This window comes from Roseibium sp. MMSF_3544, from assembly GCF_030732845.1.
GTDB lineage: Bacteria > Pseudomonadota > Alphaproteobacteria > Rhizobiales > Stappiaceae > Roseibium.
Genome location: NZ_JASHKA010000002.1, coordinates 425,956 through 452,905, shown reverse-complemented (window position 1 = coordinate 452,905; position 26,950 = coordinate 425,956). Strand labels below are relative to the sequence as shown.

General features: G+C 58.2%; 21 protein-coding genes. 11 read left to right on the top strand and 10 right to left on the bottom strand.

Annotated elements, in window-relative coordinates; all coding sequences use genetic code 11:
* Position 1: 1 nt before the first annotated feature.
* Positions 2-1,198, top strand: coding sequence for an efflux RND transporter periplasmic adaptor subunit (locus tag RBB47_RS04640; RefSeq protein ID WP_305984576.1), 1,197 nt, complete (start codon positions 2-4; stop codon positions 1,196-1,198).
* Positions 1,199-1,230: 32 nt separating this feature from the next.
* Positions 1,231-4,395: an efflux RND transporter permease subunit gene (locus tag RBB47_RS04635; protein ID WP_305984575.1), complete on the top strand. Its 3,165-nt coding sequence runs from the start codon at positions 1,231-1,233 to the stop codon at positions 4,393-4,395.
* Between the two features lie 111 nt (positions 4,396-4,506).
* Here the strand turns inward: RBB47_RS04635 and RBB47_RS04630 are convergent, their stop codons facing one another.
* The 7 genes from RBB47_RS04630 to RBB47_RS04600 form a co-directional block, all read right to left on the bottom strand.
* Positions 4,507-5,901 (bottom strand): FGGY-family carbohydrate kinase, encoded by a 1,395-nt coding sequence (locus RBB47_RS04630; protein ID WP_305984574.1) that lies wholly within the window; start codon positions 5,899-5,901, stop codon positions 4,507-4,509.
* 6 nt (positions 5,902-5,907) lie between these two features.
* The gene (gene rhaM / locus RBB47_RS04625; protein WP_305984573.1) at positions 5,908-6,222 is read right to left on the bottom strand and encodes an L-rhamnose mutarotase; all 315 of its coding nucleotides are present in this window, start codon (positions 6,220-6,222) and stop codon (positions 5,908-5,910) included.
* 4 nt (positions 6,223-6,226) lie between these two features.
* Complete coding sequence (locus RBB47_RS04620) at positions 6,227-7,243, bottom strand: ABC transporter permease (RefSeq protein ID WP_305984572.1); 1,017 nt, start codon at positions 7,241-7,243, stop codon at positions 6,227-6,229.
* A complete protein-coding gene (locus tag RBB47_RS04615; RefSeq protein ID WP_305984571.1) occupies positions 7,240-8,223 on the bottom strand; it encodes an ABC transporter permease in 984 nt (327 codons plus the stop codon). The genes RBB47_RS04620 and RBB47_RS04615 overlap by 4 nt, the downstream gene beginning before the upstream one ends.
* The gene (locus RBB47_RS04610) at positions 8,220-9,779 is read right to left on the bottom strand and encodes a sugar ABC transporter ATP-binding protein (RefSeq protein ID WP_371932738.1); all 1,560 of its coding nucleotides are present in this window, start codon (positions 9,777-9,779) and stop codon (positions 8,220-8,222) included. The genes RBB47_RS04615 and RBB47_RS04610 overlap by 4 nt, the downstream gene beginning before the upstream one ends.
* Positions 9,780-9,872: 93 nt before the next feature.
* Positions 9,873-10,865: a rhamnose ABC transporter substrate-binding protein gene (gene rhaS, locus RBB47_RS04605; protein WP_305984569.1), complete on the bottom strand. Its 993-nt coding sequence runs from the start codon at positions 10,863-10,865 to the stop codon at positions 9,873-9,875.
* Between the two features lie 143 nt (positions 10,866-11,008).
* Entirely contained in the window at positions 11,009-11,815 is an 807-nt protein-coding gene (locus tag RBB47_RS04600; RefSeq protein ID WP_305984568.1) for a DeoR/GlpR family DNA-binding transcription regulator, read from the bottom strand.
* Positions 11,816-11,999: 184 nt separating this feature from the next.
* Between RBB47_RS04600 and RBB47_RS04595 the strand changes: the two genes are divergently transcribed.
* The 3 genes from RBB47_RS04595 to RBB47_RS04585 all read left to right on the top strand — a co-directional run bounded on the left by RBB47_RS04595 (position 12,000) and on the right by RBB47_RS04585 (position 16,513).
* A complete protein-coding gene (locus RBB47_RS04595) occupies positions 12,000-14,102 on the top strand; it encodes a bifunctional rhamnulose-1-phosphate aldolase/short-chain dehydrogenase (RefSeq protein ID WP_305984567.1) in 2,103 nt (700 codons plus the stop codon).
* A 9-nt stretch (positions 14,103-14,111) separates the two neighbouring features.
* Positions 14,112-15,350 (top strand): L-rhamnose isomerase, encoded by a 1,239-nt coding sequence (locus RBB47_RS04590; RefSeq protein ID WP_305984566.1) that lies wholly within the window; start codon positions 14,112-14,114, stop codon positions 15,348-15,350.
* A 107-nt stretch (positions 15,351-15,457) separates the two neighbouring features.
* Positions 15,458-16,513 (top strand): osmoprotectant NAGGN system M42 family peptidase, encoded by a 1,056-nt coding sequence (locus RBB47_RS04585; protein WP_305984565.1) that lies wholly within the window; start codon positions 15,458-15,460, stop codon positions 16,511-16,513.
* Here RBB47_RS04585 and RBB47_RS04580 read toward each other — a convergent pair.
* Positions 16,508-17,725: a M20 family metallo-hydrolase gene (locus tag RBB47_RS04580; RefSeq protein WP_305984564.1), complete on the bottom strand. Its 1,218-nt coding sequence runs from the start codon at positions 17,723-17,725 to the stop codon at positions 16,508-16,510. The two genes, RBB47_RS04585 and RBB47_RS04580, sit on opposite strands and share 6 nt — an antisense overlap.
* 181 nt (positions 17,726-17,906) lie before the next feature.
* Here RBB47_RS04580 and RBB47_RS04575 point away from each other — a divergent pair, with 181 nt between their 5' ends.
* The gene (locus tag RBB47_RS04575) at positions 17,907-18,698 is read left to right on the top strand and encodes a FadR/GntR family transcriptional regulator (protein WP_305984563.1); all 792 of its coding nucleotides are present in this window, start codon (positions 17,907-17,909) and stop codon (positions 18,696-18,698) included.
* A 19-nt stretch (positions 18,699-18,717) separates the two neighbouring features.
* Here RBB47_RS04575 and RBB47_RS04570 read toward each other — a convergent pair whose 3' ends face one another.
* Positions 18,718-19,410, bottom strand: a complete 693-nt coding sequence (locus RBB47_RS04570; protein WP_305984562.1) for a DUF1028 domain-containing protein — start codon at positions 19,408-19,410, stop codon at positions 18,718-18,720.
* Between the two features lie 141 nt (positions 19,411-19,551).
* On the opposite strand from RBB47_RS04570, the gene RBB47_RS04565 reads away from it, so the two are divergent.
* The 5 genes from RBB47_RS04565 to RBB47_RS04545 all read left to right on the top strand — a co-directional run bounded on the left by RBB47_RS04565 (position 19,552) and on the right by RBB47_RS04545 (position 25,287).
* Positions 19,552-21,108: an ABC transporter substrate-binding protein gene (locus tag RBB47_RS04565; RefSeq protein ID WP_371932737.1), complete on the top strand. Its 1,557-nt coding sequence runs from the start codon at positions 19,552-19,554 to the stop codon at positions 21,106-21,108.
* A 103-nt stretch (positions 21,109-21,211) separates the two neighbouring features.
* Complete coding sequence (locus RBB47_RS04560; protein ID WP_305984560.1) at positions 21,212-22,159, top strand: ABC transporter permease; 948 nt, start codon at positions 21,212-21,214, stop codon at positions 22,157-22,159.
* Positions 22,156-24,048: a dipeptide/oligopeptide/nickel ABC transporter permease/ATP-binding protein gene (locus RBB47_RS04555; protein WP_305984559.1), complete on the top strand. Its 1,893-nt coding sequence runs from the start codon at positions 22,156-22,158 to the stop codon at positions 24,046-24,048. Before RBB47_RS04560 ends, RBB47_RS04555 begins: the two co-directional genes overlap by 4 nt.
* Positions 24,045-24,998 carry an ABC transporter ATP-binding protein gene (locus tag RBB47_RS04550; protein ID WP_305984558.1) on the top strand — a complete coding sequence of 318 codons (954 nt, stop codon included), beginning with the start codon at positions 24,045-24,047 and terminating at the stop codon, positions 24,996-24,998. Before RBB47_RS04555 ends, RBB47_RS04550 begins: the two co-directional genes overlap by 4 nt.
* 46 nt (positions 24,999-25,044) lie before the next feature.
* On the top strand, positions 25,045-25,287 hold the full coding sequence (locus RBB47_RS04545) for a hypothetical protein (RefSeq protein ID WP_305984557.1): 243 nt from the start codon (positions 25,045-25,047) through the stop codon (positions 25,285-25,287).
* A gap of 232 nt (positions 25,288-25,519) precedes the next feature.
* On the opposite strand, the gene RBB47_RS04540 is transcribed toward RBB47_RS04545, so the two are convergent.
* Positions 25,520-26,944 (bottom strand): M20 family metallopeptidase, encoded by a 1,425-nt coding sequence (locus tag RBB47_RS04540; RefSeq protein WP_305984556.1) that lies wholly within the window; start codon positions 26,942-26,944, stop codon positions 25,520-25,522.
* Between the last annotated feature and the right edge of the window lie 6 nt (positions 26,945-26,950).

Here is a 26,950-nt window from a genome sequence, read left to right as displayed (position 1 = left end):
AATGCCAAAGTCCAGCAAACTCTTTGCAGGTGTCGCGTTGGCCGTATTTTACGGCGCCGGTGCCTGGTATGCCGGAGAACGCATCAGCGACATGCAATTCGTTGCATCCGTGGAAGCGTCGGCTCCGGCGCAGGAAGCCCCGCTTCCGGTCGTCGACGTTGTGGCGGCAAAGGCTCGCGCCATCACCGAGTGGGACGAGTTCACAGGCCGGTTTGAGGCCGTCGACGAAGTGTCTATCAGAGCGCGCGTATCGGGCTATCTCGATGCAGTTCATTTCGAGCCGGGTGATGTCGTGGAAAAGGGCGATCTCCTTTTCACCATTGATGCACGCCCGTTCGAGACGGCGCTCGCAGAAGCGGAAGCTGGTCTGAGCGAAGCCAGGGCAGCTGCCAACCTTGCCGAGAAGGAACTGGAACGTGCGGAGCGGCTCATTGAGAACGGGCATACCAGTCAGTCGGTTCTGGATGAACGTGTTCATGAGGCAGAAATCGCCAAGGCAAGCATCGCAGCAGCCGAGGCGGCCGTTTCAAGAGCCAGGCTCGACCTCGGGTTTACGAAAATCCATGCACCGGTGAGCGGGCGGATTTCGGACGATTTTGTCAGCCCGGGTAATCTGATCGCCGCCGGTGCGGGGTCTGATGCCCTGACAACGATTGTCTCCCTCGATCCGATCCACTTCGTCTTCGACGCGAGCGAACAGCAGTATCTTGAATACATGCGCGCCTCTGCATCGTCGGGTTTCAGGGAAACCGCCGGGAAAACACCAGTTGCCTTGCGGCTTGTCGACGAAGCCGACTTTGCTCATGACGGCGCAATTGACTTCATTGACAACCGAATTGACCGGTCGACCGGAACCATTCGCGGACGTGCCGTGTTTGAGAATACGGACGGCGTGCTGACGCCGGGCATGTTCGGCCGTTTGCGTCTCGCAACGGCAGAGGACGCGCAGCGGATCCTTATCCCGGAGCGTGCCATCGGCTCCGACCAGACGACGAAATTCGTCTGGGTGGTCGATGACAGCGGGTCGGTGTCACGCCGGAGCGTCACGCTTCGCGACCGGCACGCAAATGATCGTGTCGTCGAAGGGCTTTCAGCGGGTGAACACGTGATTGTCTCCGGCCTACACATGGTGGGTGCCGGTGCACAGGTTACGGCCCGATTGATTGAAGAACCAACGGTTCAGATGGCGAAGCGCTAGGCGCGCTTCGTGTATCAGGTGAGGACAAACTAATGAAACTTCCCCAGTTTTTCATAGACCGGCCGATTTTCGCCGTTGTGCTTTCGGCCTTTATCACAATCGTTGGTGCACTCAGCTACTTCACACTGCCAATCGCGCAGTATCCGGAAGTGGCACCGCCCACGGTCCAGGTTCGGGCTCAGTATCCCGGCGCATCCGCGGAAACGATCGCGCAGACAGTGGCAACCCCGCTCGAACAGCAGATCAACGGTGTCGAAGGTATGCTTTATCTGTCTTCGCAAGCCACAGGCGACGGCAACTTGACCGTCACCGTCACGTTCGAACTCGGCACAGACCTGGATGCTGCTCAGGTCCTTGTCCAGAACAGGGTTGCCATCGCCGAGCCGCGCCTGCCGGAGGAAGTCCAACGGCTCGGGGTGATCACCCAGAAGGCGTCGCCGGACCTGTTGCTGGTGGTGCACATGTTCTCACCGGACGGTTCCAAGGACGACCTTTACATCACCAATGCCGCTCAGCGGGTGCGCGATGAACTGACACGTCTTGGCGGCGTTGGCGACATCACCATTTTCGGCGCGCGCGACTACGCCATGCGGATCTGGCTCGATCCGGAGCGCATTGCGGCACTGGACATGACACCCGGCGAAGTGCTCTCGGCTTTGCGGAGCCAGAACGCGCAGATTGCATCCGGCCTGCTGAACCAGCAGCCGACCCCGACGGCCTCTGCCTTTGAGCTCTCCGTTCAAACGACCGGCCGACTGGCGTCGCCTGAGGAATTTGAGCGGGTCATCGTCAAACGGGGGGATGACGGCCGGATCGTTCGGCTGAGCGATGTCGGCCGCGTCGAGCTTGGTGCGGCGGACTACACGACCCGCGCTTACCTTGACCGCAATCCTGCCGTCGCAATGGTCGTGAACCAACGCCCCGGAACCAATGCGCTGGCAACGGCCGAGGAGGTGCTGAGCACGGTTGAACAGCTGAGCCAGGACTTTCCTGAAGGCCTGGCCTATGACGTGATCTACAACCCGACCGAGTTCATCCAGGCATCGATCGATGCGGTCGTTGCCACGATGATCGAGGCGGTGCTGCTGGTTGTTGCCGTGGTTCTGCTTTTCCTCGGTACATGGCGTGCGGCCGTGACACCCATTCTGGCAATCCCTGTCTCGCTGGTCGGTACGTTCGCAGTCATGTCTGCGCTCGGATACTCGATCAATAACCTGTCGCTGTTTGGGCTTGTCCTGGCTGTCGGCATTGTGGTCGATGATGCAATCATCGTTGTGGAAGGCATCGAGAAACATATTCGCGACGGCCTAAAGCCGCGCGAAGCGGCCCGCAAGACCATGACCGAAGTGTCTGGCGCGTTGATCGCAACGTCGCTGGTGCTGGCGGCGGTCTTTATCCCGACCGCTGCCGTTGCCGGTATCTCGGGCGAGTTCTATCGCCAGTTTGCCGTAACGATCACGGTTGCAACGGCCATCTCGCTGTTTGTCTCCCTGACCCTGTCACCGGCCCTGGCGAGCCTGCTGCTGCGGCCGCATGGTGACCAGAAACCCGGTCTTTTGATGAGGCCGGTGGTTTGGGCGCTGGCAAAGTTCGACCGTGGCTTTGACCGTCTTTCTGCCGGCTACGCGACGACGACCAAGCGTCTGGTTCGTGCGCCGCTGATCATGTTGAGCCTCTTTGGCGGGCTGCTGCTCCTGACAGACCATCAGTTCTCCAAGGTGCCGTCCGGCTTCATCCCGGAGCAGGATCAGGGCTACTACATCACCGTCGTTCAGTTGCCCCCCGGCGCCTCGCTCGACCGGACGGACGCTGTCGTGCGCACTGCTGTTGATGAGCTTCTGGACATCAATGGCGTCGAACATGCAGCCGTGTTTGCAGGTTTCAACGGTGCCACCTTCACAACAGAATCGAACACGGGCGTGATCTTCTTCACCACAACGCCGTTTGCTGAACGTGAAGAGAAGGGCATTGTTGCCGAAGAGGTTCTGTCTGAAGCACGCCAGCGGATGGCTGCTCTCAATGACGCGGCGATCTTCGTCATCGCACCTCCTCCGGTGCGCGGCATTGGCACCGGTGGCGGCTTCAAGATGATGCTGCAGGACACGGGTAATGTTGGCCCGGCTGCGCTGGAACAGGCCGCAAGAGCGCTTTCGGCCGAAGCCAACGCAGATCCCGGTCTTGTCGCGGTCTTTTCGCTCTATTCGACCGGCACGCCGCGCGTCTGGGCCGAGATTGACCGTGAACGGGCCGAGATGCTGAACGTCCCGGTTGCTGCCGTCAACGAAGCGCTGGAAGTCTATCTCGGATCGGCTTACGTCAACGACTTCAATCTGTTCGGCCGCACCTACCGTGTGATCGCGCAGGCTGACGCTTCGTTCCGTGAGACTGCCGAGGATGTCGCCCGGCTGCGGACTCGATCTGACGATGGTGCGATGGTTCCGCTGGGTGCCGTTGCGACGTTTGAAGACACCACCGGCCCATTGCGTCAGCCGCGATACAATCTTTATCCGGCTGCCGCGGTCCAGGGCCAGACAATGCCAGGTGTGTCTTCGGCGGAAGCCCTGGACAAGATGGAAGCCATTGCCGAACGGGTGCTTCCGGCAGGGATCTCCTACGAGTGGACGGAACTGAGCTATCAGGAAAAGAATACGGATGACACGGCACTCTTGGTGTTCGGCTTTGCAGTCCTGTTCGTCTTCCTGGTGCTTGCCGCCCAATATGAGAGCCTGGCCTTGCCGCTGGCGGTCATCCTGATCGTGCCGATGGTGCTGCTGTCCGCAATCACGGGTGTCTGGCTTGCCGGCCTCGACAACAACATCCTGGTTCAGATCGGGTTTGTCGTCCTTGTCGCCCTTGCCTCGAAAAATGCGATCCTGATCGTGGAGTTCGCGCGGCAGGCGGAAACGGAAGGTCTGGACCGCTGGGAGGCCGCCGTGCGTGCCGCACGGACCCGGCTTCGCCCCATCGTGATGACCTCGCTCGCCTTCATCCTCGGTGTCGTTCCGCTGATGCTGGCGACGGGTGCTGGTGCGGAAATGCGGCAATCACTCGGCACTTCGGTGTTCTCCGGAATGCTCGGTGTAACGCTCTTCGGTCTCCTGTTTACACCGGTGTTCTACGTCCTGGTTCGCGCAGTGGAAGAACGGATCGTAGGCATGAGAGGCAGGACCTCAGAAGCAAACGCCCAGGAAGCATAGATTGACGGCGCCTGACACCCTCACCTAAGGCGTCCCGGAAGAGCGCGGTTTCACGACCGCGCTCTTCATTTGTGTGGTTCGCGACGAAGCAATGCAGCCTCTTCCTTGCGCTTATCTGAAGCGAGCGTTGATTATCTTGCGCCATTCGCCGGCGTAGCGTTGCAAAGCGTCGCTCGACCTGACACTGGTTTCCTGAGCGGCCGCAACACCTGCTGGTGTCGACGGCCGGTCGCGAACCAGCAAGGCAGCTCCAATGCTGGTGCCTGTTGCGATCCCTTCGGAGGTGTGCACGGACCTGCGAGTTGCCGCCTCCAGCATCTCCAGGAAGAGCGCGTTTTTCGCAAACGGACCTTCCACGTAGGTCGGTCCCCGGGCTCCGATCATGGCCAGGCATTCCGATGTTACCAATGCCAGATAGTACGAGACCGCAGCGTATCGCTCCGCCAGGGTCAATTCGTCTTCAGCGACGCTCCACCGGGCAGTTTCACCTTTGAACGGACCAGAACGAGGTTCGACAGCTGGAAACAACATGACCTGATCTCTGAGCACACGTGTTTCGTCTGCCTTGTTTGGCGCTACGCTTTTGCCCTGCATCACCAGATCAAATTCGCGCCCCCCCATGAAGCGTGCGGAAGGTACCGGATCTCCAAACGCGTTCACGTTCATGAGCGTGTCGCGTTTTGGATCGAGTGGTACGTCTACTCCCCCCAGCGCCAGTGCAATTACCCAGGTGCCGGTGGAAACGACGGAAAATGGCGGGTTTCGTTTGAGAAGATGCGGATAGAGCGAGGCGTTGGAATCGTGGATTCCACAGAACACGGGTGTATCGATTGACAGACCGGTGAGCTCGGCAACGGCCGGAAGGATCGGTCCCAGACAGTCGCCGGCTTTTTTCACCGGTGCCATCTTTTCCGTCAATGAAAGCCTTTCCACAAGCGACGAAAACCGGTTCTCCGCCGGACGCCAAAGGTCGGTATGACAGCCGAGCGAGGTCACCTCGTTTGAACAAACACCGGTGAGCCTGAAGGTCCAGTATTGCGGATAGGTCAGAACGGTTTCGACCCGATCAAGCAGGTCCGGATCGGTCTTCAACTGCCAATGCAGCTGGGCTCCGACATTGAGCCCCATGCCAAGACGCGGTGAACCTGTCTCTTCAAAACCGGGACGGAGCGCGTCGTATTCTTCACCGACGCTGTCCGGACCATCAAATTCGTAGTCAAGCATCGGCGCTGCAAGGTTTCCGTCCCCATCAAGCAGGACCGCGCTGGCGCCATGCGTCGTTACAGAGACGGCGTCTATGCGGTGCAATTGGTTCAGATCGTGAAGGGCCGCACAGACAAAATCCCAGTGGCCTGCAAGGTCAAAATGAGGGTAAGGCGGTCCGGGCAAAACGCGGTTAGGGCGTTTCAGGACACCAAGTTCTGTTTCCTGCGCGAGATCGACCACAGCGACCTTCAAATTGGTCTTGCCGATATCGATCACGCCAACATGCCGGATCGCAGTCATCTGGCTTCAGTCCATGTGAAAGACGGTTTCAAGCTCCGTCACCACGGGCTTGTTGTCAGCTTCCGACGCCATGATGTCCGCCATATGGGCCCACCATTTTTGCATCACCGGATGCTGCGGCAGAGCATCCATGCTGTGCCCGTCCTCACGCCACAATACGCCGAAGAGGATATTGGTCTCCCGGTCAAGATGGATCGAGTAATCCTTGATCCCGGCCTCCTTAAGCAGAGTGACCAGCTCGGGCCAGATCTCGTCGTGGCGCTTCTTGTATTCCACTTCCGTGCCTGGATTGAGTAACATCTTGAAGGCGAATTTTTCCATGGTGTCAGACTTTCCGCTTGGCCAGGAGCTGACGGGCGATGCGCGGTAGTGCGATGACGCCGATGAGAAGCAAGCCGATGAAGATTGACATGACGATGCCCGGCACATTCAACAGCCCGAAGCCGAAAGTGACCATGCCCATGACAAAGGCCGCGACCACGACACCGGGAATGGAGCCGGAGCCGCCCAGAATGCTTACCCCGCCAAGCACGACCATGGTGACCACCTCCAGCTCCCAGCCAAAGGCTATCGATGGCCTTGTGGCCCCAAGACGAGACGTCAGGCAAATTGCCGCGACGCCGGACATCAGGCCGGTCAAGAGGAAGAGGGCAAATTTTACCCGCGTTACCCGGATGCCCGAGAAAAGCGCCCCAACCGGATTGTTGCCAACGACATAAACCGCGCGCCCGAAATTCGTTTTGTGCAGGAGAACGGCGAAAACGACGGCCAACAGGGCGAATAGCAGGAATTCAAAAGAAATCACCCACCAGACGTAGCCCTGACCGAAAAAGGCGAATTCGGACGGGTAACCGGTATAGGCCTTGTCGCCGAGCACGATATAGGAAATACCGCGGAAAAGGCTCATGGTGCCGATGGTGACCACAATGGAGGGCAGCCCGAGACCGGTCACCAGAGCTCCATTGAACATGCCGCAAGCCAGCCCGACAGCGAGACCGATCAGGACAAGAACCGGCGTGTCCGCTCCCAACTGAACAGCAAACCCCATCGCGGTCGAGGCAAGCGCGATGATCGAGGCCACCGAGAGATCAATCTCGCCGGAAATGATCAGGAGCGCCATGGCGAAGGCGATCATCGCTTTCTCGGTGAAATTGAAGGTCGCGTCCGAGAGGTTCCACGGATCCAGGAAATAGGGCGAGGCGAAACTGTTTATGACGAAAACAGCAATCGCCACACCAAGCAGAAGCAACTCCCAGCTTGCGAGGAACCGTTGCAACGGCGATTTCAACCGGTCCGGTATCTGGCGTCCGGTGGTGACGGTATCGGGTGCGGTAACGCTCATGCCGCATGCTCCGCTTTCTTCAGGATCACCCTGCCCTTGGTCCGGCTGGAGGTGGCGTTGAAGGCGACCGCGATGATTATGGCGGTTCCAGAAATCGCGAGCTGCCAGAACGGCGAGATGTTGATCACCGGCAGAGCGTTCTTGACGATGCCAAGGAACAACGCTCCAAGCAGCGCTCCACCGACCGAGCCGATACCGCCGGCGATCGAAATGCCGCCGATGACGCAAGCCGCAACCACTTCCAGTTCGAACCCGCCGGCGATGTCGACATAGGCAACCGCGTAACGCGCCACCCAGAGGTAACCCGTCAGTCCGGCCAGCGCGCCGGAAATCACGTAGGCTGCACACTGGGTCTGCCCGACATTGATTCCGGTATAGACGGCCGCATGTGGATTGCCGCCGACGGCAAAGAAGGCCCGACCGAGCGGTGTGCGCCCGATGAGGACAACAAAGCCCAGCACCACCAGGAGCGCGATCCAGGAGAGCACCGGCAGGCCGAGAACGACCTCGCGCGGAAACGCCTTGAAGGCATCGCTCATCTCATGCGCATTGATCCACTCGCCACCGGAAATCACGAAGATGATGCCCCGGTAAATTGTCATGGTGCCGAGCGTTACCACGATTGGCGGGATATCCAGCCGCCAGACGAGCAGCCCGTTGAAGAGCCCCATCAGCGCGCCGAGACATATGGCGATTGCCAGGATTGCCGGTACGGGAAGACCAGGCACTACCGTATTCAACATGGCCACAACCATGCCCGTCAGCGCCAGGTTGGCCGCGACGGAAAGGTCAATGCAGCGGGTCAGGATCACCACCATCTGCCCGAGCGCCAGGATGATCAGCGGAGCCGTGTCGTTGAAGACATTGACAAGGTTTGCCGGGGCGACGAAGGCCGGAAAACGCGAGGCGATCGCAACCACAAGCACAAGAATTGCTCCGGCCAGGATCGCTTCACGGGACTTGAGAATGGGCGGGATCATGAGCGCACCTCGGTAATTCCGGCAGCGGCGCGCACCAGATGCTCCGGCGACAAGTCGTCGCCCTCATATTCAGCGGCAATACGCCCTTCGCGCATGACGATCACACGGTCGGACATGCCAAGAATTTCCGGAATTTCCGAAGACACCATGATGACTGCAAGCCCCTCGGCGGCAAGCTCCGCCATGAATTCATGGACGGCGGCCTTGGAGCCGATGTCGATGCCTTTTGTCGGCTCATCCAGTATGATTACACGTGGTTTCGTCGCCAGCCATTTGGCGATGACCACCTTCTGCTGGTTGCCGCCGGAAAGCTCGCCGATATCCTGGTCCAGTGCCGCGGCGCGCAGATCGAGCCGCTGGGTGTAGTCGCGTGCAAGCTTGAATTCCTTGGCCAGCCGCAGGAAACCCTTGTGCGAGGTTTCCTTCAAGGAGGGGAGCGAGACGTTCTGGAAGATCGGCAACCCCTTGATTGCACCCTGTTTACCGCGATCTTCAGGCACATAGACGATGCCGTGGCCAATGGCTTCGTTCGGGTCTCGAATGACCGCGATCTGGTCGTCGATCCGGACCGCCCCCTTGGACGGTCTGGTGACGCCAAAGAGGGCCTGCATGAACTCGCTGCGGCCTGCGCCGACCAATCCGTAAAAACCTAGGATCTCGCCGGCGCGCAAGGAGAAGCCGATGTCCTCGAACTCGGTTGGGTGCGAATATCCAACCACTTTCAGGACCTCATTGCCAAGCTGCGGACTGCGCTTGGGGAACACCTGGTCAACCGAGCGGCCAACCATCAACTTGACCAGTTCCTGTTTCGACACGTCGGCGATCTTGCCGGCACCAACCATCTGGCCGTCGCGGAAGACGGTGTAACGGTCTGCGATCCGGAAGATCTCATCGAACTTGTGGCTGATGAACAGGATCGCCTTGCCTTCAGCCTTGAGCCGTTCGACCAGTTCGTAGGTTTCCTCAATCTCCTTATGCGACAGAGATGCGGTCGGCTCGTCCATAATGACAATGCGGGCATCGATGGAAAGCGCCCGGGCGATCGCCACCAGGTGCTTGTTGGCGATGCCGAGATCCTTGAGTGTCACTGTCGGGTCGATCCGGGCACCAATCCGGTCCAGCAGGGCTTGTGCCCTGTCGATCATTGCCCTGCGGTCGATCAGACCGAATTTCGTTTTCGGCGCGTGGCCGATAAAGATGTTTTCCGCGACCGAAAGATCATCGAAAAGCACGGTTTCCTGGTGAATGGCGGTGACACCCGCCCTTCCCGCATCCTGGGCCGTCGGAAATGTAACCTGGGTTCCACCGATGCTGATCTCGCCTTCATCCGGCTGGTAGATACCGGTCAGCACCTTCACGATCGTGGATTTGCCGGCTCCATTTTCTCCAACTAGCGCGGTGACTTCACCGGGATAAAGCTCCAGCGAGACGTCGCTGAGCGCCTTCACACCCGGAAAGGACTTGGAAATGCCAGTGAGGGACAATGCGGGGCTGACGGCGTCGCCCGATTGCGGATGCTTGTCCGCACTGTCCTGCGCGTTCGCAAGCATGACCATATTCTGGAGCCCGGTGTTAGGTGTGTTGAGGTGAGGACCCGGGGTCGACGCACCGGGTCCTGCATTGTTTTCCATCAGGTCGTTGCGACCAGCTTAGAAAATGTCCTTGAAGTCGTCGATGTTGGAGCTGTCGTAGACAAATGGATCCGCCATCGCGCCTTCATTTTTATCGTCAAGCGTCAGCGTTCCCATGCGACCCATCGGAATTTCCGCACCAGGTCCGGCCTCGGCATTACCAGCGGCCAGATTATATGCCAGCATGGTTGCGGAATAACCGAGGTCAATCGGGTTCCAGATCGCGAATGATTTCGAAGCACCGGACTCGATATGACCGGCCATTTCGGAGGGTAGCCCCAAGCCGGTGACATTGATCTGACCGGCCTTCTCCGCATCTGAAACAGCCTGTGCGGCGGCAACGATACCAACAGAGGTCGGTGCAATGATCGCCTTCAGGTCCGGATAGGTCTGCATGAGGCCCTGGGCCTCGCGATAGGATTTGTCGGCAAGATCATCACCATAAACCGTCGCCACAACGTTGATGCCCGGATAGTTGTCCTTGACCTTGTTCATTTCCTCGATCCAGGTGTTCTGGTTCGTGGCCGTCGCGGAGGCAGACAGAACGGCGACGTCACCGCCATCCGGCAGGTGGTCGGCGGCCAGCTTTATGATCATGTTGCCGATCAGCGGATTGGATGACGGGTTTAGGTGAAGCTGGCGGCCTTCCGGAGCAACGCCTGAATCCCAGGAAATGACGGTGATGCCACGGTCCATGGCTTTTTTCAGGGCCGGAACCAGCGCATCCTGATCGTTGGCGGAGATCGCGATAGCGTCGACCTTTTGTGCGATCAGCGCATTTATGACCTCGATCTGACCTTCGGCGGTGGTGTCGGTCGGGCCGGTATAGATGATCTCGACACCGCCGAGTTCCTTCGCGGCTTCCTCAGCACCCTTGGCGGCCGCTTCAAAGAAGCCGATACCCAGCGCCTTGACCACAAGGGCGATACGTTTGTCCTCGGCCTGGGCGGGGCTTGCCATCGCAACGGCGGCCATGGCGGTTGCTGCCAGAAGTGATTTCCAGAGTTTCATTGCTTCCTCCCTAAGATCAACCTGCAGATCTAGGCATGCAGGATTTTGATCGTTCTTGAGTGTTGGAGCATCGTGCCGGTATTCACCAAACCCGGGTCGCTCCAAAAGCTGCCGCCCCTCCTCAAGGTCCGGCAGAAGACCGGCTACCCGCTCGAGGGTGCCTTGCTCTGTGCGACGCTCACCGGCGCCACGATCAGATTTATGTCGGCCTGTTCCAGCATCTTGGCCGCGCTGTCCGGAATGCCATCATCGGTGATGACCGTCGTAATCTGCTCCAGCGGGCAAAGGATCAGGCTTGACCTTGCGCTGAATTTCGATGAATCCACCAGCACCACCAACTCATCGGCCTGGCCGATCAGTTTCTGCTCGGCCTGGATCAACAGCGGATCCGCTTCCATCAGACCAAGGGGCCCGAGCCCCTGAGCGCCCATGAACATGCGCGTGGCATAAAAATTCCGGGTTACATCATTGTCGAACGGGCTCAGGACGATGTTTTGCTCGCGGTAAATGACGCCGCCGGAGAGCATGATGGTGTTCTTGGAGTTCTTTAAAAGGTGTTCAGCAATCGGGAACGAGTTGGTGAACACCTGGCAGCGTTTGGTCGCCAGCGGATGCACCATCTGGAAAGTCGTTGTTCCGCCATTGACGATGATCGCATCGCCGTCCTCGCACAGCTCGACTGCTTTTTGGGCAATTGCGCGTTTCTGCGCGATGTTGATCGTTTCGTTGACGCTGAAAGGCCGCCCTGCGAGCCCGACAAATTGTGGTGGGTGAATGGATTCGGCACCGCCCCTCACCCGGCGCAGCTTTTTCTGAACATGCAACTGCGCAATGTCCCTGCGGATGGTCGCTTCAGAGGAATCCGTCAACGCCACCAGCTCCTGGACGGTCACGACCGGACGATCCTGGACTGCGGATAAAATGATCCTGTGGCGCTCTTTCTCGTGCATGTGGTCCTCCCAACAATCAAACGTTTCCATTGATATCAGTCAGTGTCAATCAAAAAATGTCATAAACAATCATTTTGCAGTGCAATATGATTGCTTATGATCGTTTTTGATTGACTTTCCGATCCGATCAAGCGAGTTTCTAGTCAATGAGACGCGAGCTGTCTGGCTTTCATGGGAGGAAAAAATGTTGAATTCCGCTGCCGGGTCCCGGTTGGCCAATCTGTGGGATGAACAAAAAACCTCCAACATGAGCGAAGCGGAGCTGCTGCTCTACCGGTCCAACCTTCTCGGCTCCGACAAGCGCATCACCAACTACGGCGGTGGCAACACCTCTGCCAAAGTGATGGAGAAGGATCCGCTCACCGGTGAGTTGGCAGAAGTGCTTTGGGTAAAGGGCTCAGGTGGCGATGTCGGCACGATCAAGATGGACGGCTTTGCAACGCTTTACATGGATAAGCTGCGTGCGCTGAAGGGGATCTATCGTGGTGTCGAATTCGAAGATGAGATGGTCGGCTATCTGCCCCATTGCACCTTCAATCTGAACCCGCGTGCAGCGTCGATCGACACGCCGCTTCATGCCTACGTTCCGCAGAAACACGTCGACCATATGCATCCCGATGCGATCATCGCGATTGCGGCCGCCAGTGACAGCAAGGCGATCACGCAAGAAATATTCGGTGATGACATCGGCTGGCTGCCCTGGAAACGGCCCGGCTACGAACTCGGTCTGTGGCTGGAAAAGTTCTGTCTGGAGAACTCGGAGGCGCGCGGTGTCGTTCTGGAAAGCCACGGTCTTTTCACCTGGGCCGATGACGCGAAAACCTGTTACGAGACCACGCTTGAGATCATCAACAAGGCCATTTCCTGGTTCGAGGACAAGACCGCCGACCAAGACGCTTTCGGCGGTTCGCAACATCGCGCCCTCGCCCCGGCCGAACGCCGCGCGGTCGCAGCCAAACTGATGCCTTCGATCCGCGGCATGGTGTCGGCCGCGCAACATCTGGTCGGTCATTTCGACGACAGCGACGCGGTGCTGGAATTCGTCTGCTCGAAAGACATGGAAGCGCTTGCCGCGCTCGGCACCAGCTGCCCGGACCATTTCCTCAGAACCAAGATCCGTCCGCTGGTTGTCGACTTCGATCCCTCAAGCCAGGATATCGAAGGCACTCTTTCCGGCCTTGGTGCGGCCATTGAGGCCTATCGGGATGACTACGCCGCCTATTACGCCCGCTGCAAACATGATGACAGCCCGCCTTTGCGCAATCCGAATGCGGTTGTCTATCTGGTGCCCGGCGTCGGCATGATCACCTTTGCCAAGGATAAGGCGACGGCGCGCATTTCTGCCGAATTCTACACCAATGCCATCAACGTCATGCGCGGCGCGTCCAGCGTCTCGACCTATCGCGGCCTGCCAGAACAAGAGGCCTTCGACATCGAATACTGGTTGCTGGAAGAAGCGAAACTTCAGCGCATGCCGAAACCCAAAAGCCTTGCCGGCAAAGTTGCGATTGTAACAGGTGGAGCCGGTGGCATCGGCTCCGCAACAGCCGAACGATTTCTGCGCGAAGGAGCTTGCGTCGTCCTTGCCGACATCGACGCCGATGCCCTTTCGGCCGCCACTCAAAACCTGTCCAGCCGTTATTCCGGCGACGTTGTCCGCTCGGTGACAATGGATGTCACCAGCGAGGATGCCGTGGCCGACAGCTTTGCCCGCGCAGCGCTTGAGTTCGGAGGCATCGACATTCTGGTTTCCAATGCCGGTATTGCTTCGTCGGCTCCAATCGAGGAGACCACTCTGGAATTGTGGAACCGCAACATGTCGATCTTGTCGACAGGCTATTTCCTGGTCTCGCGCGCGGCGTTCCAGATGATGAAGACACAAGGTATCGGCGGCTCGATCGTCTTTATCGGCTCCAAGAACGGCCTCGCCGCCTCGCCAGGCGCAAGTGCCTATTGCACGGCCAAAGCCTCAGAACTGCATCTTGCCCGCTGCCTCGCCCTTGAAGGCGCGCCGGACGGCATCCGCGTCAATGTGGTCAATCCCGATGCGGTCCTGCGCGGTTCCAAGATATGGTCAGGCGACTGGCTGAAGGAACGCGCACAAGCCTACGGCAAGGAAACCTCTGAGCTGGAGGAGCACTACCGCCAGCGGTCGCTATTGAAACGATCCGTCTTGCCGGAAGACATTGCCGAGGCAAGCTACTTCTTTGCGTCGGAAGCATCCGCGAAATCGACCGGCAACATTCTCAATGTCGATGCCGGCAACGTCCAGGCCTTCACCCGGTAGAGCCAAGTCATGACCTACGAATCTGCAAAATCCCGGTTTGGCGAGTGGGGTGTTGACACGGAAGCTGCGATCACCCGCTTGGGTGAAATTCCGATCTCAATGCATTGCTGGCAAGGTGATGACGTTGTCGGTTTCGAGCAGAAAACCGGTACTTCCGGCGGCGGCATCCAGGCGACAGGAAACCATCCGGGCCGGGCTCGCACACCGGACGAATTGCGGGCGGATCTGGAGTTTGCTTATTCCATGATCCCGGGTCGCCACCGGCTGAACCTTCACGCAATGTATCTGGATACGAACGAGGCGCCGGATCGCGACGAGATCGAATATCGCCATTTTGTGTCGTGGGTCGACTGGGCGAAGGACCAGGACCTTGGCCTTGACTTTAATCCGACTTTTTTTGCGCACGCGAAAGCGGACGATAACCTCACCCTTTCCCATCCCGATGAAGGGATCCGGGACTTCTGGATCGAGCACGGGCGACGCACGCGCGAGATTGCCGCGGCAATGGGCGCTGCGCTCGGGTCTCCAGCGATCAATAATATCTGGGTACCCGACGGCATGAAGGATCTGCCGATCGACCGGCTGGCACCGAGGGCCCGGCTCGAAGCGTCGCTCGACACGATGCTCTTGGAGCGACACGACCCGGCACACATGCGTGACGCGGTCGAGAGCAAGCTTTTCGGCATCGGCGTCGAGGCCTACACGGTCGGCAGCCATGAGTTCTACCTCGGCTACGCGATCCGCAAGGGCACACTGCTCTGCCTCGACATGGGCCATTTCCATCCAACCGAGAACATCGCCGACAAGCTCAGTTCGGTGGCGCTGTCGGTTGAGGAACTGCTCCTTCACGTCTCAAGACCGATGCGCTGGGACAGCGATCACGTGATCCTGTTGAACGATGACATCCTCGCCATGGGACAAGCATTGGTGAGCGAGGATCTCCTTGGCAGGACGCATATCGGTCTCGACTTTTTCGATGCGACGATCAGCCGGACTGCAGCCTGGGTGATCGGCACACGAAACATGCAAAAGTCACTCCTGAGAGCGATGCTTTTGCCGCTGAAACAACTAAGTGAGGCCGAAACTGCGCTCGATTTCACAAAACGGCTGGTCCTGACAGAAGAGCTGAAAGATCTGCCCTTTGGCGCTGTCTGGGAGGAATTCTGCAATCGCCACAACCGTCCAACCGGCGCAGCGCTGCTCGGTGAACTCGGCGCTTATCAGGAAAGTGTTGCCGACCGAGGTTAGCCACGGTTGAAGCAAGCGGGAGACCGTCGTAGTCAGAAATCAGGTGACATCACCCACCGGCTCAGTCATTCAATGGGTGATTGAGGCGAGAAACCAAGGTGAATGTCTTGACGACAAGTGCCCCAGGATATTCAGAGCACATCTGCCGAACTTTGTCGGCTTTGCTTGAAATCCCAAGCCCAACCGGAATGTGCGGGGACATATCTTACGAGGTCGAACGACGGCTTGCCGACCTTGGCCTGACTGTCACTCGCAGACGAGACGGCTCGCTTATCGCGCGTCTCGCCGGATCCGATCAATCTGCGCCAGCATTGGGATTTATTTCCCATCTCGACACGCTGGGTGCTCAGGTGAAACGCGTCAAAGCGAACGGTCGGCTTGAAGTCGTTCAGGTCGGAACGTGGTCGGCCCGCTTTGCTGAGGGCGCCAGGGTGAAAGTTCACGTAGACGGCGGCCTGCTGACGGGCACTATCCTCCCTGTCAAGGCATCAGGACATGCCTTTGGCAAAGAGGTTGATGCGCAACCGGTGGGGTGGAACGAAGTGGAGCTGCGGATCGACGCAGCCGTTCATACGCGCAAAGATGCAGTCGATCTTGGCGTTAAACCGGGCGATTTCGTTTCCATCGATCCGCAACCGGAGTTTCTTGAAACCGGTTTTCTTGTCTCCCGTTTCCTTGACGACAAAGCGGCCGTCGCCTGTCTGCTGACCGCGGCATCAGAACTCGCAGGTGGCGCAAAACCGGCGCGTGATGTCCACTTCATGTTCACTGTGAGCGAGGAAATCGGCACCGGCGCATCCGGATTGGTGAGCCCGGCGATTGCCGATCTGGTCGCGCTCGACATTGGTATTGTGGCGCAAGGTCAGGAGACCCGTGAGGACAGTCTCACGATCTGCATGGCCGACGCGACGGGCCCATATGACCGCCAACTAAGCCTGCACATGGAGGCAACCTGCAAAGTGGCCGGGTTGCCGGTCCTCCGCGATGTGTTTCGCTTCTACAAATCAGATGCAGCAAGCGCACGGCTTTCAGGGACTGATGCGCGCATGGCGTTGATGACATTCGGGGTCGATTCGTCTCACGCGTATGAGCGGACACATATTCGCTCACTGGAAGCGCTGACCGAGTTCCTGATCGCTTTTTCCCGGCAAGCCGCTTTATAAAGCCCTTAGGAAACGGGCGGCAATCGCGATTGCCTGCTCCATGTCTTCCGAAGATGCAAATTCTTCTGGGACGTGGGACACACCGCCCCGGCAGCGGACGAATAACATTGCGATGGGACAAAGCTCCGCCATTGCGGAGGCATCGTGTGTTGCACCCGACGGGAGCGAAACCGAGCGCCCCTGCGTCATGGAACAGGCATCTTCAAGAAATCTCCGGTAGTGAGGGTCGCAATCCTGCGCCGGTTGCTCATAGGTCTTCTCGATGGTGAGACGGCATCCTTGTTCTTCGCCAACCCTGTGTGCGTAATCCACCATGTGTGATCTGAAACTGTCACGGGCCGCATCATCCGGCGAGCGTATCTCCAGCGAAAAGCTGACCGTTTCCGGGATCTGGTTGACGGCGCCCGGCAGGATGGAGAGTGTTCCGCAGGTTGCGCGCAGGTTCTCAAGCTTCCTGGCTTGATCTTGAGTTTCAGCGACGATCCTTGCAGCGGGAACCAATGCATCGCGGCGTCCCTGCATCGGAACGGTGCCTGCATGACCTGTCTTGCCGTGGATCGTGATCGTGTTGCGTTCAATACCGCAGATTGCGGTCACGGTACCGACGGCAAGGTTTTCCTGTTCCAAGACAGGACCTTGCTCGATATGCATCTCCAGGTAACCCAGAACGTCGTCCGGATTTCGTTTGAGCGAATGGATCGTTTCAGGTTTTCCGCCGAACCCTTCCAATGCATCCTCAAGTGATACGTTTTCTGTGTCCCGCATCTTCAGGACGTGCGCATCAAAGCTGCCTGCGAGCGATCGGGGACCGAGCAAGGCTGTCGGGAAACGTACACCCTCTTCGTCGGCATACGCATGGACCTCGACTGCGAAGTCGGGCTCACCTTTTTCGGCAAATGCTTGTTCCACCGCTTGACACGCAAGTGCCACACCCATGATCCCGTCAAACATGCCGCCATTGCGAACGCTGTCCTGGTGCGACCCAAGAATGAAGGTTCGGGATGCGCGCGCGCCTTGTCCCTCAATGCGGCCGATCAGGGTTCCCGCAGCATCCAGCCGAACCGTCATGCCCGCCTGTTTCATCCAGCCGGCAATGTGTGTGTTTGCCTGCTTGTGTTCATCAGTGAATGGCAAGCGCGTCACGCCGTCTCCTGGAAGACTGCACTTGGCAATCTCTTCGAGACGTTTTGAAGCAATCAGACCGGCATCCATTCTGCGCTTTCCCTCAAGGCTTTGTGCGGTTGAAATTTATCATGATTAATTACATGCTACAGAACTCGAACCGAACGCAACGGTTCGTCATGAGCAATTCGAAGTGGAATGCGGGACCATCGGGACCTAGAGATAAGAGCGATCCTTTGAGATGAAGATGCCGGTAAACGCGGAGTAGGAAATGGACCTCAACCAGCTTGCAAAAGACCAGCAGGTTGAAGACCCGGCGAGCCGGGTCAAGCGGCGTAGCCGGCCGTTGCGCGTTGCCGATGCGATCAAGGACTGGGTGGTCGAGCGCGGCCTGTCTGCCGGAGACCGACTTCCAAGTGAACAGGAAATGATCGAAACCTTCGGCATGGCGAAGGGCACCATCCGCGAAGCCATGCGCATCCTTGAGGCACAGGGCCTTGTTGAAACCAAGACAGGGCCCGGAGGCGGTTCCTTCGTCAAGCAGGTTTCGCATGAGCGCGCGCGTGCATTGCTTGGCAACTATTTCTATTTCAAGGATCTGACAATTGGCGACATCTATCAGCTGCGCGAGATGCTCGAACCTGAACTCGCCGCATCGCTTGCCGGAAAACTGCACGAGAGTGCCCTGCAGAATTTGGAGCGTGATATCGCGGTCTATTCCAGTCCGCCGCAAACCCTGGAAGAAGAGCGTGATCATCACGTCAAATCTCTTCATTTCCACATGCACCTGGCGCAATTCGCCGACAACACGCTGCTTGGTTTCCTGATTGACTTCATGGCAAGCATTCTCACCGACATGACGATCAGCCGGCACCTTTACGATCCTCCCAATCCTGAATTGTGGAGGAAGGGGATCGAATACCAGTCCCAGCTTGTGCGGGCACTTCGTGACGGCGATGCCGAAAAAGCCCGGGAAATCATGCGGTCTCACATGCAAAACGCTCGAAGGCAAATGCTTGGTCAGGAAGCTGCGGTCCTGCATCGCTTCATTCGGGAAAACTGATCCTGCAACACCGGATATGTCAAACAGCTCCACTCTTGGACGCCTGGCCTCCAGCAGAGAATTTGTGCGGCTCGTCCTTCGTGGGGACTGTATCCAGCCATTCCCTATAGTCCGTCTCCCGGGTTTTTTTGAGTAACTCTTCAAGAGCCTCGATCGGGGCTTCGTGATGGTCGATCCTGAGTGTCAAAGGCGCACTGTTTTCCGCCACGACAAGCAAGGCCGCAGACAGAATGCCGCGTTCATCTCCGCCGGCGCGCTGCCCTGCAACCAAAGCGGCAAGCAACCGGTTTTCGAATGAAAGGCTCGGGAGTTCAAAAACGCGCACCATCTCGTCAAGCACAGCTGCGCCCTTCAGGATGTTTCCGCTCGCAACACACTCATTGCCAACCAGATGTCCCTTGTAGTCGCCGTTGGCACTGCCGGTAAACGCACCCGGGTCTCCGCTTGCATCGAACGCAGTCAGCTGACGGTGTTCCCGTCCCGGATCAGCATCGACAACAGCCGCAACGGCTTGTGCCGCTCCAACACCCGACTTCATTCGGACTTGCACCTGCTCTCGCCACAAGGTGCTGGGCGCCTGGCCTTGCGCGGCCACGACTCCAACCCCGGCCGTGCCTGCGAGTACCCATCCACCGACGCACAAATTGCCGGTTGCTGCGACACCGCCCAGCGCTCCTGTTTTCGGGTCGCGAGCCAAAAGGGAAAACGTCATGAATACCTCGGTACAAAATGGGACTTGAATTTATCATGATAATTTGCACAAATCTAATTTATCATGATAATTAAGAAATGCCACCTTGACGATCAACAACCCGATTTGCCGGAAAGAGAGTAACTGATGAGCTTTTTGCAAATGACCCGGAGGACCTTGTTGGCGGTGGGAACCGCATCAGTCCTCGCCTTCAGCGCACAATCTTTTGCGCAGACACCCGAGAACGTTTTGATTGTCGGCCAGATTGCCGAACCCAAAGCACTTGATCCGGCTGCCGTTACTGCAGTCAACGACTTCCGCATCCTGATGAACGTCTATGACGGGCTTGTGCGGTACCAGAGCGGTACGCTCGAAGTGGAGCCGGCTCTTGCGACCGACTGGGAGATCAGTGACGACGGCAAGGTGTATACCTTCAAGCTTAGGGATGGTGTGACGTTTCATGACGGAAGCGATTTCAATGCCGAGGCGGTAAAGTTCAACTTTGACCGCATGTTGAAGGAGGATCACCCCTACCACGATACCGGCCCGTTCCCGCTTTCCTTCTTTTTCTCGGCTGTGCAGGACGTGGAAGTCGTCGATCCGATGACCGTGAAATTCACTCTTGATGCGCCGTACGCACCCTTCCTTTCGAACCTTGCCTATCCGACCGGGCTCATTGTTTCGCCAGAGGCTGTCAAGGCGCATGGAAAGGAATTCGGCCGCAACCCGTCTGGTACCGGCCCCTTTAAATTTGCAGAATGGAAATCGAATGAACGTGTCGTTGTCGAGCGCAATGACGACTACTGGGATGGTACAGCGCAGACCGAGGCTATCGTTTTCCGTCCGATAACGGATGCGAACACGCGGACGGCAGAAATGCTCGCCGGCGGCATCGATCTGATGGTGGAAGTGCCGCCGGTCGCACTCTCGCAATTCGAAGGAGATGGCTACAACCTGGTCGAACAGGCAGGCCCGCACGTCTGGTTTTTGATCCTGAATGCAAAGGAAGGGCCTTTTGCCGACAAGCGTGTTCGCCAGGCAGCGAACTATGCGATCAACAAGCAGGCAATCGTCGATGATGTTCTTGAAGGCACCGCCGCCGTTGCCGCCGGACCGACACCGCCCGCCTTTGCCTGGGCTTACAATGAATCGCTGGAGCCCTACCCATACGATCCTGAGAAAGCAAAAGCGCTTTTGAAAGAAGCAGGTGCCGAGGGGGCGGAACTCACCTTCTACGTAACCGAAGGTGGATCCGGCATGCTTGATCCAGTTGCCATGGGAACGGCAATCCAGGCCGATTTGCAGGCTGTTGGTTTGGATGTGAAGATTGAAACCTATGAGTGGAACACATTCCTCGGCCAGGTGAACCCGGGACTTGAAGGCAAAGCCGATATGGCGGAGATGGCCTGGATGACGAATGATCCGGACACGCTGCCCTATCTTGCGCTTCGTACCGAAGCATGGCCGGACAAGGGCGGGTTCAACTCCGGTTACTATTCCAATCCGGAAGTCGATGAACTGCTGGAAGCGGCGCGTGCGTCGACCGATCAGGCCGAGCGGGCGAAACTTTACCAGCAGATGCAAACCATCGTTCAGGAAGATGCGCCTTGGGTCTTCGTTGCAAACTGGAAACAGAATGCCGTGACGTCCAGCCGTGTAGAGAACTTTGAACTGCAGCCATCCTTCTTTCTGCTGCTGAAGGACGTGAGCAAGAAGTAAGGCCTTGCGCCCATAGCAAACCCGGGAGGACCGCCCTCAGGCCCTCCCGCATCAGTTTGATTGCGCTGCCTCGCAGCCGAAGAACGATCTCTCGGGAGACCTCATGGCAGGTTACATTTTCAAGCGCCTGCTTTCCGCAATCCCTGTCCTGTTTGGCATTACGTTGATCGTATTTCTGATCATGGCAATGATTCCGGGAGATCCGGCCACTGCTATTCTTGGGTCCTATGCCACCCCGGAAAACGTGGCAAAGCTCAACCGGGACCTCGGTCTCGATGCGCCGCTCTGGCAACGCTATTTCATCTGGCTCGGCAATATGCTGCAGGGCGACTTCGGTCGTTCCTTCGCGCTCAACCGTCCTGTCCTCGACGAAGTTATTGAACGGTTCAACGCAACGCTCATTCTTGCAGGAACAGCCTTCATACTCTGCTCGCTGCTGGGTGTGATCGCCGGGGTCGTCTCGGCAGCGCGCCAGTACGGCTTTGCCGACAAGGCAATCACCTTCGCCGTGCTTCTGGGAATCTCGATCCCCTCTTTCTTTCTCGGAATGATGATGGTGCTGCTGTTTGCCGTAAATCTGAAATGGCTCCCGGTTTCCGGCATGTACGCCATCTATGGCGGGGGCGATCTGCCGGATTTGATCCGGCATCTGATCATGCCTGCAACGGCGCTTTCCGTCGTCGCGATCGGGGTTATCGCAAGGCTCTCCCGTTCTGCCATGCTTGAGGTGCTACGTCAGGATTTCATCCGCACGGCGCGCGCCAAGGGCGTGCATGAATTTGGCGTCATCTGGCGTCACGCACTCAAGGCTGCCATGGTCTCAATCATTCCTGTTCTTGGAATCCAGGCCGGTTTTGTTCTGTCCGGAGCCGTTTACATCGAGATGGTTTTCCAGTGGCCCGGCGTCGGCCGCATGCTGGTTGACGCCATTCTCAAGCGCGACATCCTGCTTGTTCAAGGCGGCGTTGTCTTTGTTGCGGCGTGTTACGTGCTGTTCAACATTATCGTCGATGTCGCTCAGTCCATGCTTGACCCGAGGATCAAGACATGAGGCAGTTTTTCGCTCTCCTGTTCCGCAACAGGCTCGCGGCTGCCGGTGCGATCGTGATGGCAATCGTCGTTGTTCTGGCGTTACTCACGCCGGTTCTGCCGTTGGCGGATCCCGACGTGACCAATACCGGAGACCGCTTCATTCGTCCCTTCTCCGATGGCCATCTTCTGGGAACCGACCACCTTGGACGCGACCTGCTGTCCCGCTTGTTGTGGGGAACACGGCTGTCGCTTGCTGTTGGATTTGCCGCTGCCCTGATCGCAGCCACCATCGGTTCAGCAATCGGCATCATTGCCGGCTACTTCGGCGGGCGCACGGACAATATCATCATGCGCGGCGTCGACATGCTCATGGCATTTCCGTACATCCTGCTTGCGCTGGCGATCGTCGCCGCGCTTGGGCCAGGCCTCTTCAATGCGCTGATTGCAGTGGCCGCGGTCAATGTTCCTTTTTTCGCACGCAACATTCGCGGAATTACAGTCAGCATTGCCCATAAGGAATTCGTCGATGCCGCCCGGCTTTCGGGCATGGGCGACATGCGTATCATTTTGAGTGAAGTGCTGCCGAACGTAATCCCGGTCATCGTCATTGCCATGTCGACCACAATCGGCTGGATGATCCTTGAAACCGCGGGGTTGTCGTTTTTGGGTCTCGGTTCACAGCCACCGCAAGCCGACTTGGGATCCATGCTGGGAGAAGCGCGGTCGGCGCTGATTACCAACCCACACACTTCCATCGTCCCAGGTGCCATGATCCTGGTCATCGTCATGGCAATCAATCTGCTGGGTGATGGTATTCGCGATGCCCTGGATCCGCGTCTGAAATCAGGCGCCCTGAGTCGCCCGAAGCCGGCCACGCTGGTCGACAAAAATCGCACGGAAATGCCCCCTGGTGACCCGGAAGCATTGCTGTCAATCAGGGACCTGCGAACCGAATTCAGGATAAAGGACAAGATCTACAAAGCGGTTGGCGGCGTCGACCTTTCCGTAAGACCCGGGGAGTGCCTTGGCATCATCGGCGAAAGCGGCTCGGGCAAATCCGTCACTGCGCTCAGCGTGATGGGTCTGGTCTCCTCGCCTCCCGGCATTATCACGGCGGGTTCGGTCGCCTTCAAAGGCGAAGAGCTGGTCGGCGCAAGCTACAAAACCCTTCGCGCGTATCGCGGTGATCGCGTCGCCTACATTTTTCAGGACCCGCTTGCGACCCTGCACCCGTTGTTTCGTATCGGCGATCAGTTGACGGAAGCAATCACGAGCCATCATGCAATCCCGAAAAAAGAGGCCAATCAGCGCGCGATAGAACTCTTGAGGGCGGTTCGTATTCCCAATGCGGAAAGCAGGGCGAAGAGTTTCCCGCATGAGCTGTCTGGCGGCATGCGCCAACGTGTCGGCATAGCGATGGCCCTCGCCAATGACCCCGACGTTATCATTGCCGACGAACCCACCACAGCGCTGGACGTCACGGTGCAAGCACAGATCCTGGCGCTTTTGAACGATCTGCGCCGCGAACGCGGACTTGCGATCATCTTTATCACGCACGACTTCGGCGTGGTGGCGCAACTCTGCGACCGGGTTGCCGTGATGTATGCAGGCCGGATCGTGGAAGAAGGAGACAGCGCTGACATTCTGGGCAATCCCGTACATCCCTATACGAGCCGGTTAATGGCCTGTGTTCCAGAACTTGGGGGCGGCAAACGGGAGCTTGAGGCAATCCCGGGCCTGCCACCTGTTGTCAACAATCTCCCGGCGGGATGTGCTTTTGCAGAACGCTGTGCGAACCGGCAGCCACAATGCACCAATCAGGAAATTGAGCTGATCGGCACGGGAAGCCGATCGGTCAGGTGCCTGTTTCCTGAAAAATCCCTGGTTGAAGATCGGGAGCTGCAATGAACACCGCCGTACACGTTGAAAACCTCTCGAAGTCTTTCGTCGTCGGCAAGCGTTTGCTGGGTCCGCCCAAGGGTATCGTGAAGGCGCTCCATCCACTGAATCTGGATGTCGAAAAGGGTGAAACGCTCGGCATCGTGGGCGAATCCGGCTGTGGCAAATCAACTCTTGCCCGCATGCTGGTGGGTCTGCTGGAGCCGACAACCGGCCTGATTGAAATCAGCGGTGAACCTCTTCAAAACACCGATCCGGCACTTTTTGGGCGAAAGATCCAGTACGTCTTCCAGGATCCCGTAAGCAGCCTCAACCCCCGCAAGACCATTCGCCAGATCATGGAAGCGCCGCTAGTTCACTTGCACGGCCTGGGGCGAGACGAACGCGCGCGGCGCATCTCCGAGATCTTCGAAATGGTCAGCCTTCGGGAGGAGTTTCTCGATCGCTACCCGCACGAGTTCTCTGGCGGACAGGCGCAGCGGATTGGAATCGCGCGGGCGTTGACGGCCGATGCCCAAGTCATTGTCCTCGATGAGCCGGTTTCAGCCCTTGATGTGTCGGTGCAGGCCCAGGTGCTGAACCTGCTTGCAGATCTCAAGCGCCAGTTGAACCTCACCTATCTGTTTATCAGCCATGATCTGGCTGTGGTCGAAGCGGTCAGCGACCGGATTGCCGTTCTCTACTTCGGGTCGATCGTCGAGGTTGGAACCGCCGCAGAAGTTTTCTCCAGTCCCCGCCACCCCTACACGAAGTTGCTGGCCGAAAGCGCACCCGTTGTTGGTCGGCCGCTCAAGGCGCCGGAAAATGCCGAGACCGAATTGCCGGATCCGCTGGATCCACCGACAGGTTGCGCCTTCAGAGCCCGATGCCGGAATGCAATCGCGGAATGCGCCGCGTCGTCACCAAGCCTTGAAGGACCGGCGAACCATCAGGCCGCCTGCTTCAATCCGCTGTCATAAGCACAAGTTTCGTTTTCCGCTTATCGGTCCGGGACAGTCACCACTTATGCTGGCACATCACGCCTGGCATTTCTTGCGGCAGGCAAAGGGCAAGCGGAGGCCTAAAGACGTGAAAATCACGATGGAAATAGACTTGAGGAATTTGCCCAGCGAACCCTCAGAGAGAATTGCTTACGCTGAGAAAACCAAGCTCGACATCACAAAAGCGGTGGCGACGGCGCTCCAGCAAAACGGCGCGGATGGCAGAATTCAAAGCATAGGTATGCATTTGCCTAAGCCTGCTGCCTGATCCGGACACAGGGGCGTTTGACAACGAAGCTCATTTTGGATTTTTGCGATCTCTCGGCGACATACCCCGGGTGAGAAAAGACGCTGGCTCGGCCCCAAGTCCGCGGGGGCGCAAGTCAATTGCTTGTTCAAGACGCCAATGATCTGTTTTTCAGATGGCCCAGATTCCTTGATCAACTTTTTCCGTCAATCGGCAACAGACTGACCTCAAATGTGGAATTCTTCCTGGCACGTCACTGGTTGCTCATCGCCTTGAGCGGCGGAGACACGTCGTCCGGGATCGGACAGGCATAAGGGTCGCGCTCGAGTTTTGAGCGGTGCGCCTTGATGGCATCCTCCAGCACGGAACTGTCTTCAAACAAATCCACCGCGGTTCCGGCCATGATCTTGGCGGCGTGGGTCATGCCTTTGTGGGCCGCCGGGGCTTTGCCCTGGGCCGTCAACTGCCAGGTGTGAAAGGGCGTTCCGACAGCGCAGGTCGCCACGCGTGCCTGGACCGTGGGAACCGCCCAGCTTACGTCACCGACGTCGGTTGACCCTTCGCCGCCTTCACTATGCCGGTCGAGAGGCGCCACAAAGTCACAAAGCGCAAGGTCCGGATCCACCTCGGCACCGATCCGCCGGAACGACACGGTTATGTTGTCCTTGCTAAGTGTTGCACGGATCTTGTCTGCAAATTCACGATCCTGATCGTCAAAGTCCGGCGCGCCCAGCCGGTCCATGTTCCGCTGCATGGTCTCTTCCAGTGGCCGGTTGCCGATCAGGTTGGAGACGCCGCTGACCACGCTGGTTTCGACTTCTGTCTCCGTCATCAGGGCAGCGCCTTCGCCGATCTTGCGCACCCGTTCGATCAGCCCACGCAGTTCCGAAAGATCGCGCGCCCTGATAAGTTGGCGAACGGTCGCCTTCGACTGCACGACGTTGGGGGCAATACCACCTGCATCCAGATAGGCATAGTGCACCCTTGCTTCGTCCGGCATGTGTTCGCGCATGTAATTGACACCGACATTCATCAGCTCGATTGCATCCAGCGCGCTGCGGCCGAGTTCCGGCGCTCCGGCGGCGTGGGCCGCCCGGCCATGGAAGGTGAAATCAATGCGCGTGTTGGCCAGCGACCGGGCCTCGTTGACCGCAGTGAATGTCGCCGGATGCCAGGAGATCGCAGCGTCCACGTCGTCAAACACGCCTTCGCGCACCATGAAAGTTTTGGCCGCGCCGCCCTCCTCCGCCGGACAGCCATAGTAGCGCACGCGTCCCTTGATACCCCGTTCCGCGAGATAGTCCTTGACGGCAGACGCAGCCATAAGCGCAGCCGACCCAAGCAGATTGTGACCGCAGCCATGGCCAGGACCGCCCGCTTCGACCGGCTGGTGTTCGGCGACACCGGCAACCTGCCCGAGTTCTGGAAGAGCATCGAATTCGCCGAGAATGGCAATCACCGGCCCCTCGTCGCCCGCTTCACCGACGATCGCGGTGGGTATGCCGGCAACACCTTCTGAAATCCGGAAGCCTTCCTGCTCCAGCATTTTCTTGTGTTCAGAAACGGACCTGAACTCGGTGTAGGCGATTTCCGGTTGATCAAAGACACGATCGGATAGACCGATATAGTCATCCCGGCGGCTATCTACCAAATCCCAGACACGATCCGTGTTTTTCATTTTTTC

Coding starts and splice junctions, on each gene's coding strand:
- RBB47_RS04640 (WP_305984576.1), top strand. CDS start 2: ATGCCAAAGTCCAGCAAACTCTTTGCAGGTGTCGCGTTGGCCGTATTT.
- RBB47_RS04635 (WP_305984575.1), top strand. CDS start 1,231: ATGAAACTTCCCCAGTTTTTCATAGACCGGCCGATTTTCGCCGTTGTG.
- RBB47_RS04630 (WP_305984574.1), bottom strand. CDS start 5,901: ATGACTGCGATCCGGCATGTTGGCGTGATCGATATCGGCAAGACCAAT.
- rhaM (WP_305984573.1), bottom strand. CDS start 6,222: ATGGAAAAATTCGCCTTCAAGATGTTACTCAATCCAGGCACGGAAGTG.
- RBB47_RS04620 (WP_305984572.1), bottom strand. CDS start 7,243: ATGAGCGTTACCGCACCCGATACCGTCACCACCGGACGCCAGATACCG.
- RBB47_RS04615 (WP_305984571.1), bottom strand. CDS start 8,223: ATGATCCCGCCCATTCTCAAGTCCCGTGAAGCGATCCTGGCCGGAGCA.
- RBB47_RS04610 (WP_371932738.1), bottom strand. CDS start 9,779: ATGGTCATGCTTGCGAACGCGCAGGACAGTGCGGACAAGCATCCGCAA.
- rhaS (WP_305984569.1), bottom strand. CDS start 10,865: ATGAAACTCTGGAAATCACTTCTGGCAGCAACCGCCATGGCCGCCGTT.
- RBB47_RS04600 (WP_305984568.1), bottom strand. CDS start 11,815: ATGCACGAGAAAGAGCGCCACAGGATCATTTTATCCGCAGTCCAGGAT.
- RBB47_RS04595 (WP_305984567.1), top strand. CDS start 12,000: ATGTTGAATTCCGCTGCCGGGTCCCGGTTGGCCAATCTGTGGGATGAA.
- RBB47_RS04590 (WP_305984566.1), top strand. CDS start 14,112: ATGACCTACGAATCTGCAAAATCCCGGTTTGGCGAGTGGGGTGTTGAC.
- RBB47_RS04580 (WP_305984564.1), bottom strand. CDS start 17,725: ATGGATGCCGGTCTGATTGCTTCAAAACGTCTCGAAGAGATTGCCAAG.
- RBB47_RS04575 (WP_305984563.1), top strand. CDS start 17,907: ATGGACCTCAACCAGCTTGCAAAAGACCAGCAGGTTGAAGACCCGGCG.
- RBB47_RS04570 (WP_305984562.1), bottom strand. CDS start 19,410: ATGACGTTTTCCCTTTTGGCTCGCGACCCGAAAACAGGAGCGCTGGGC.
- RBB47_RS04565 (WP_371932737.1), top strand. CDS start 19,552: ATGACCCGGAGGACCTTGTTGGCGGTGGGAACCGCATCAGTCCTCGCC.
- RBB47_RS04560 (WP_305984560.1), top strand. CDS start 21,212: ATGGCAGGTTACATTTTCAAGCGCCTGCTTTCCGCAATCCCTGTCCTG.
- RBB47_RS04555 (WP_305984559.1), top strand. CDS start 22,156: ATGAGGCAGTTTTTCGCTCTCCTGTTCCGCAACAGGCTCGCGGCTGCC.
- RBB47_RS04550 (WP_305984558.1), top strand. CDS start 24,045: ATGAACACCGCCGTACACGTTGAAAACCTCTCGAAGTCTTTCGTCGTC.
- RBB47_RS04545 (WP_305984557.1), top strand. CDS start 25,045: ATGCTGGCACATCACGCCTGGCATTTCTTGCGGCAGGCAAAGGGCAAG.
- RBB47_RS04540 (WP_305984556.1), bottom strand. CDS start 26,944: ATGAAAAACACGGATCGTGTCTGGGATTTGGTAGATAGCCGCCGGGAT.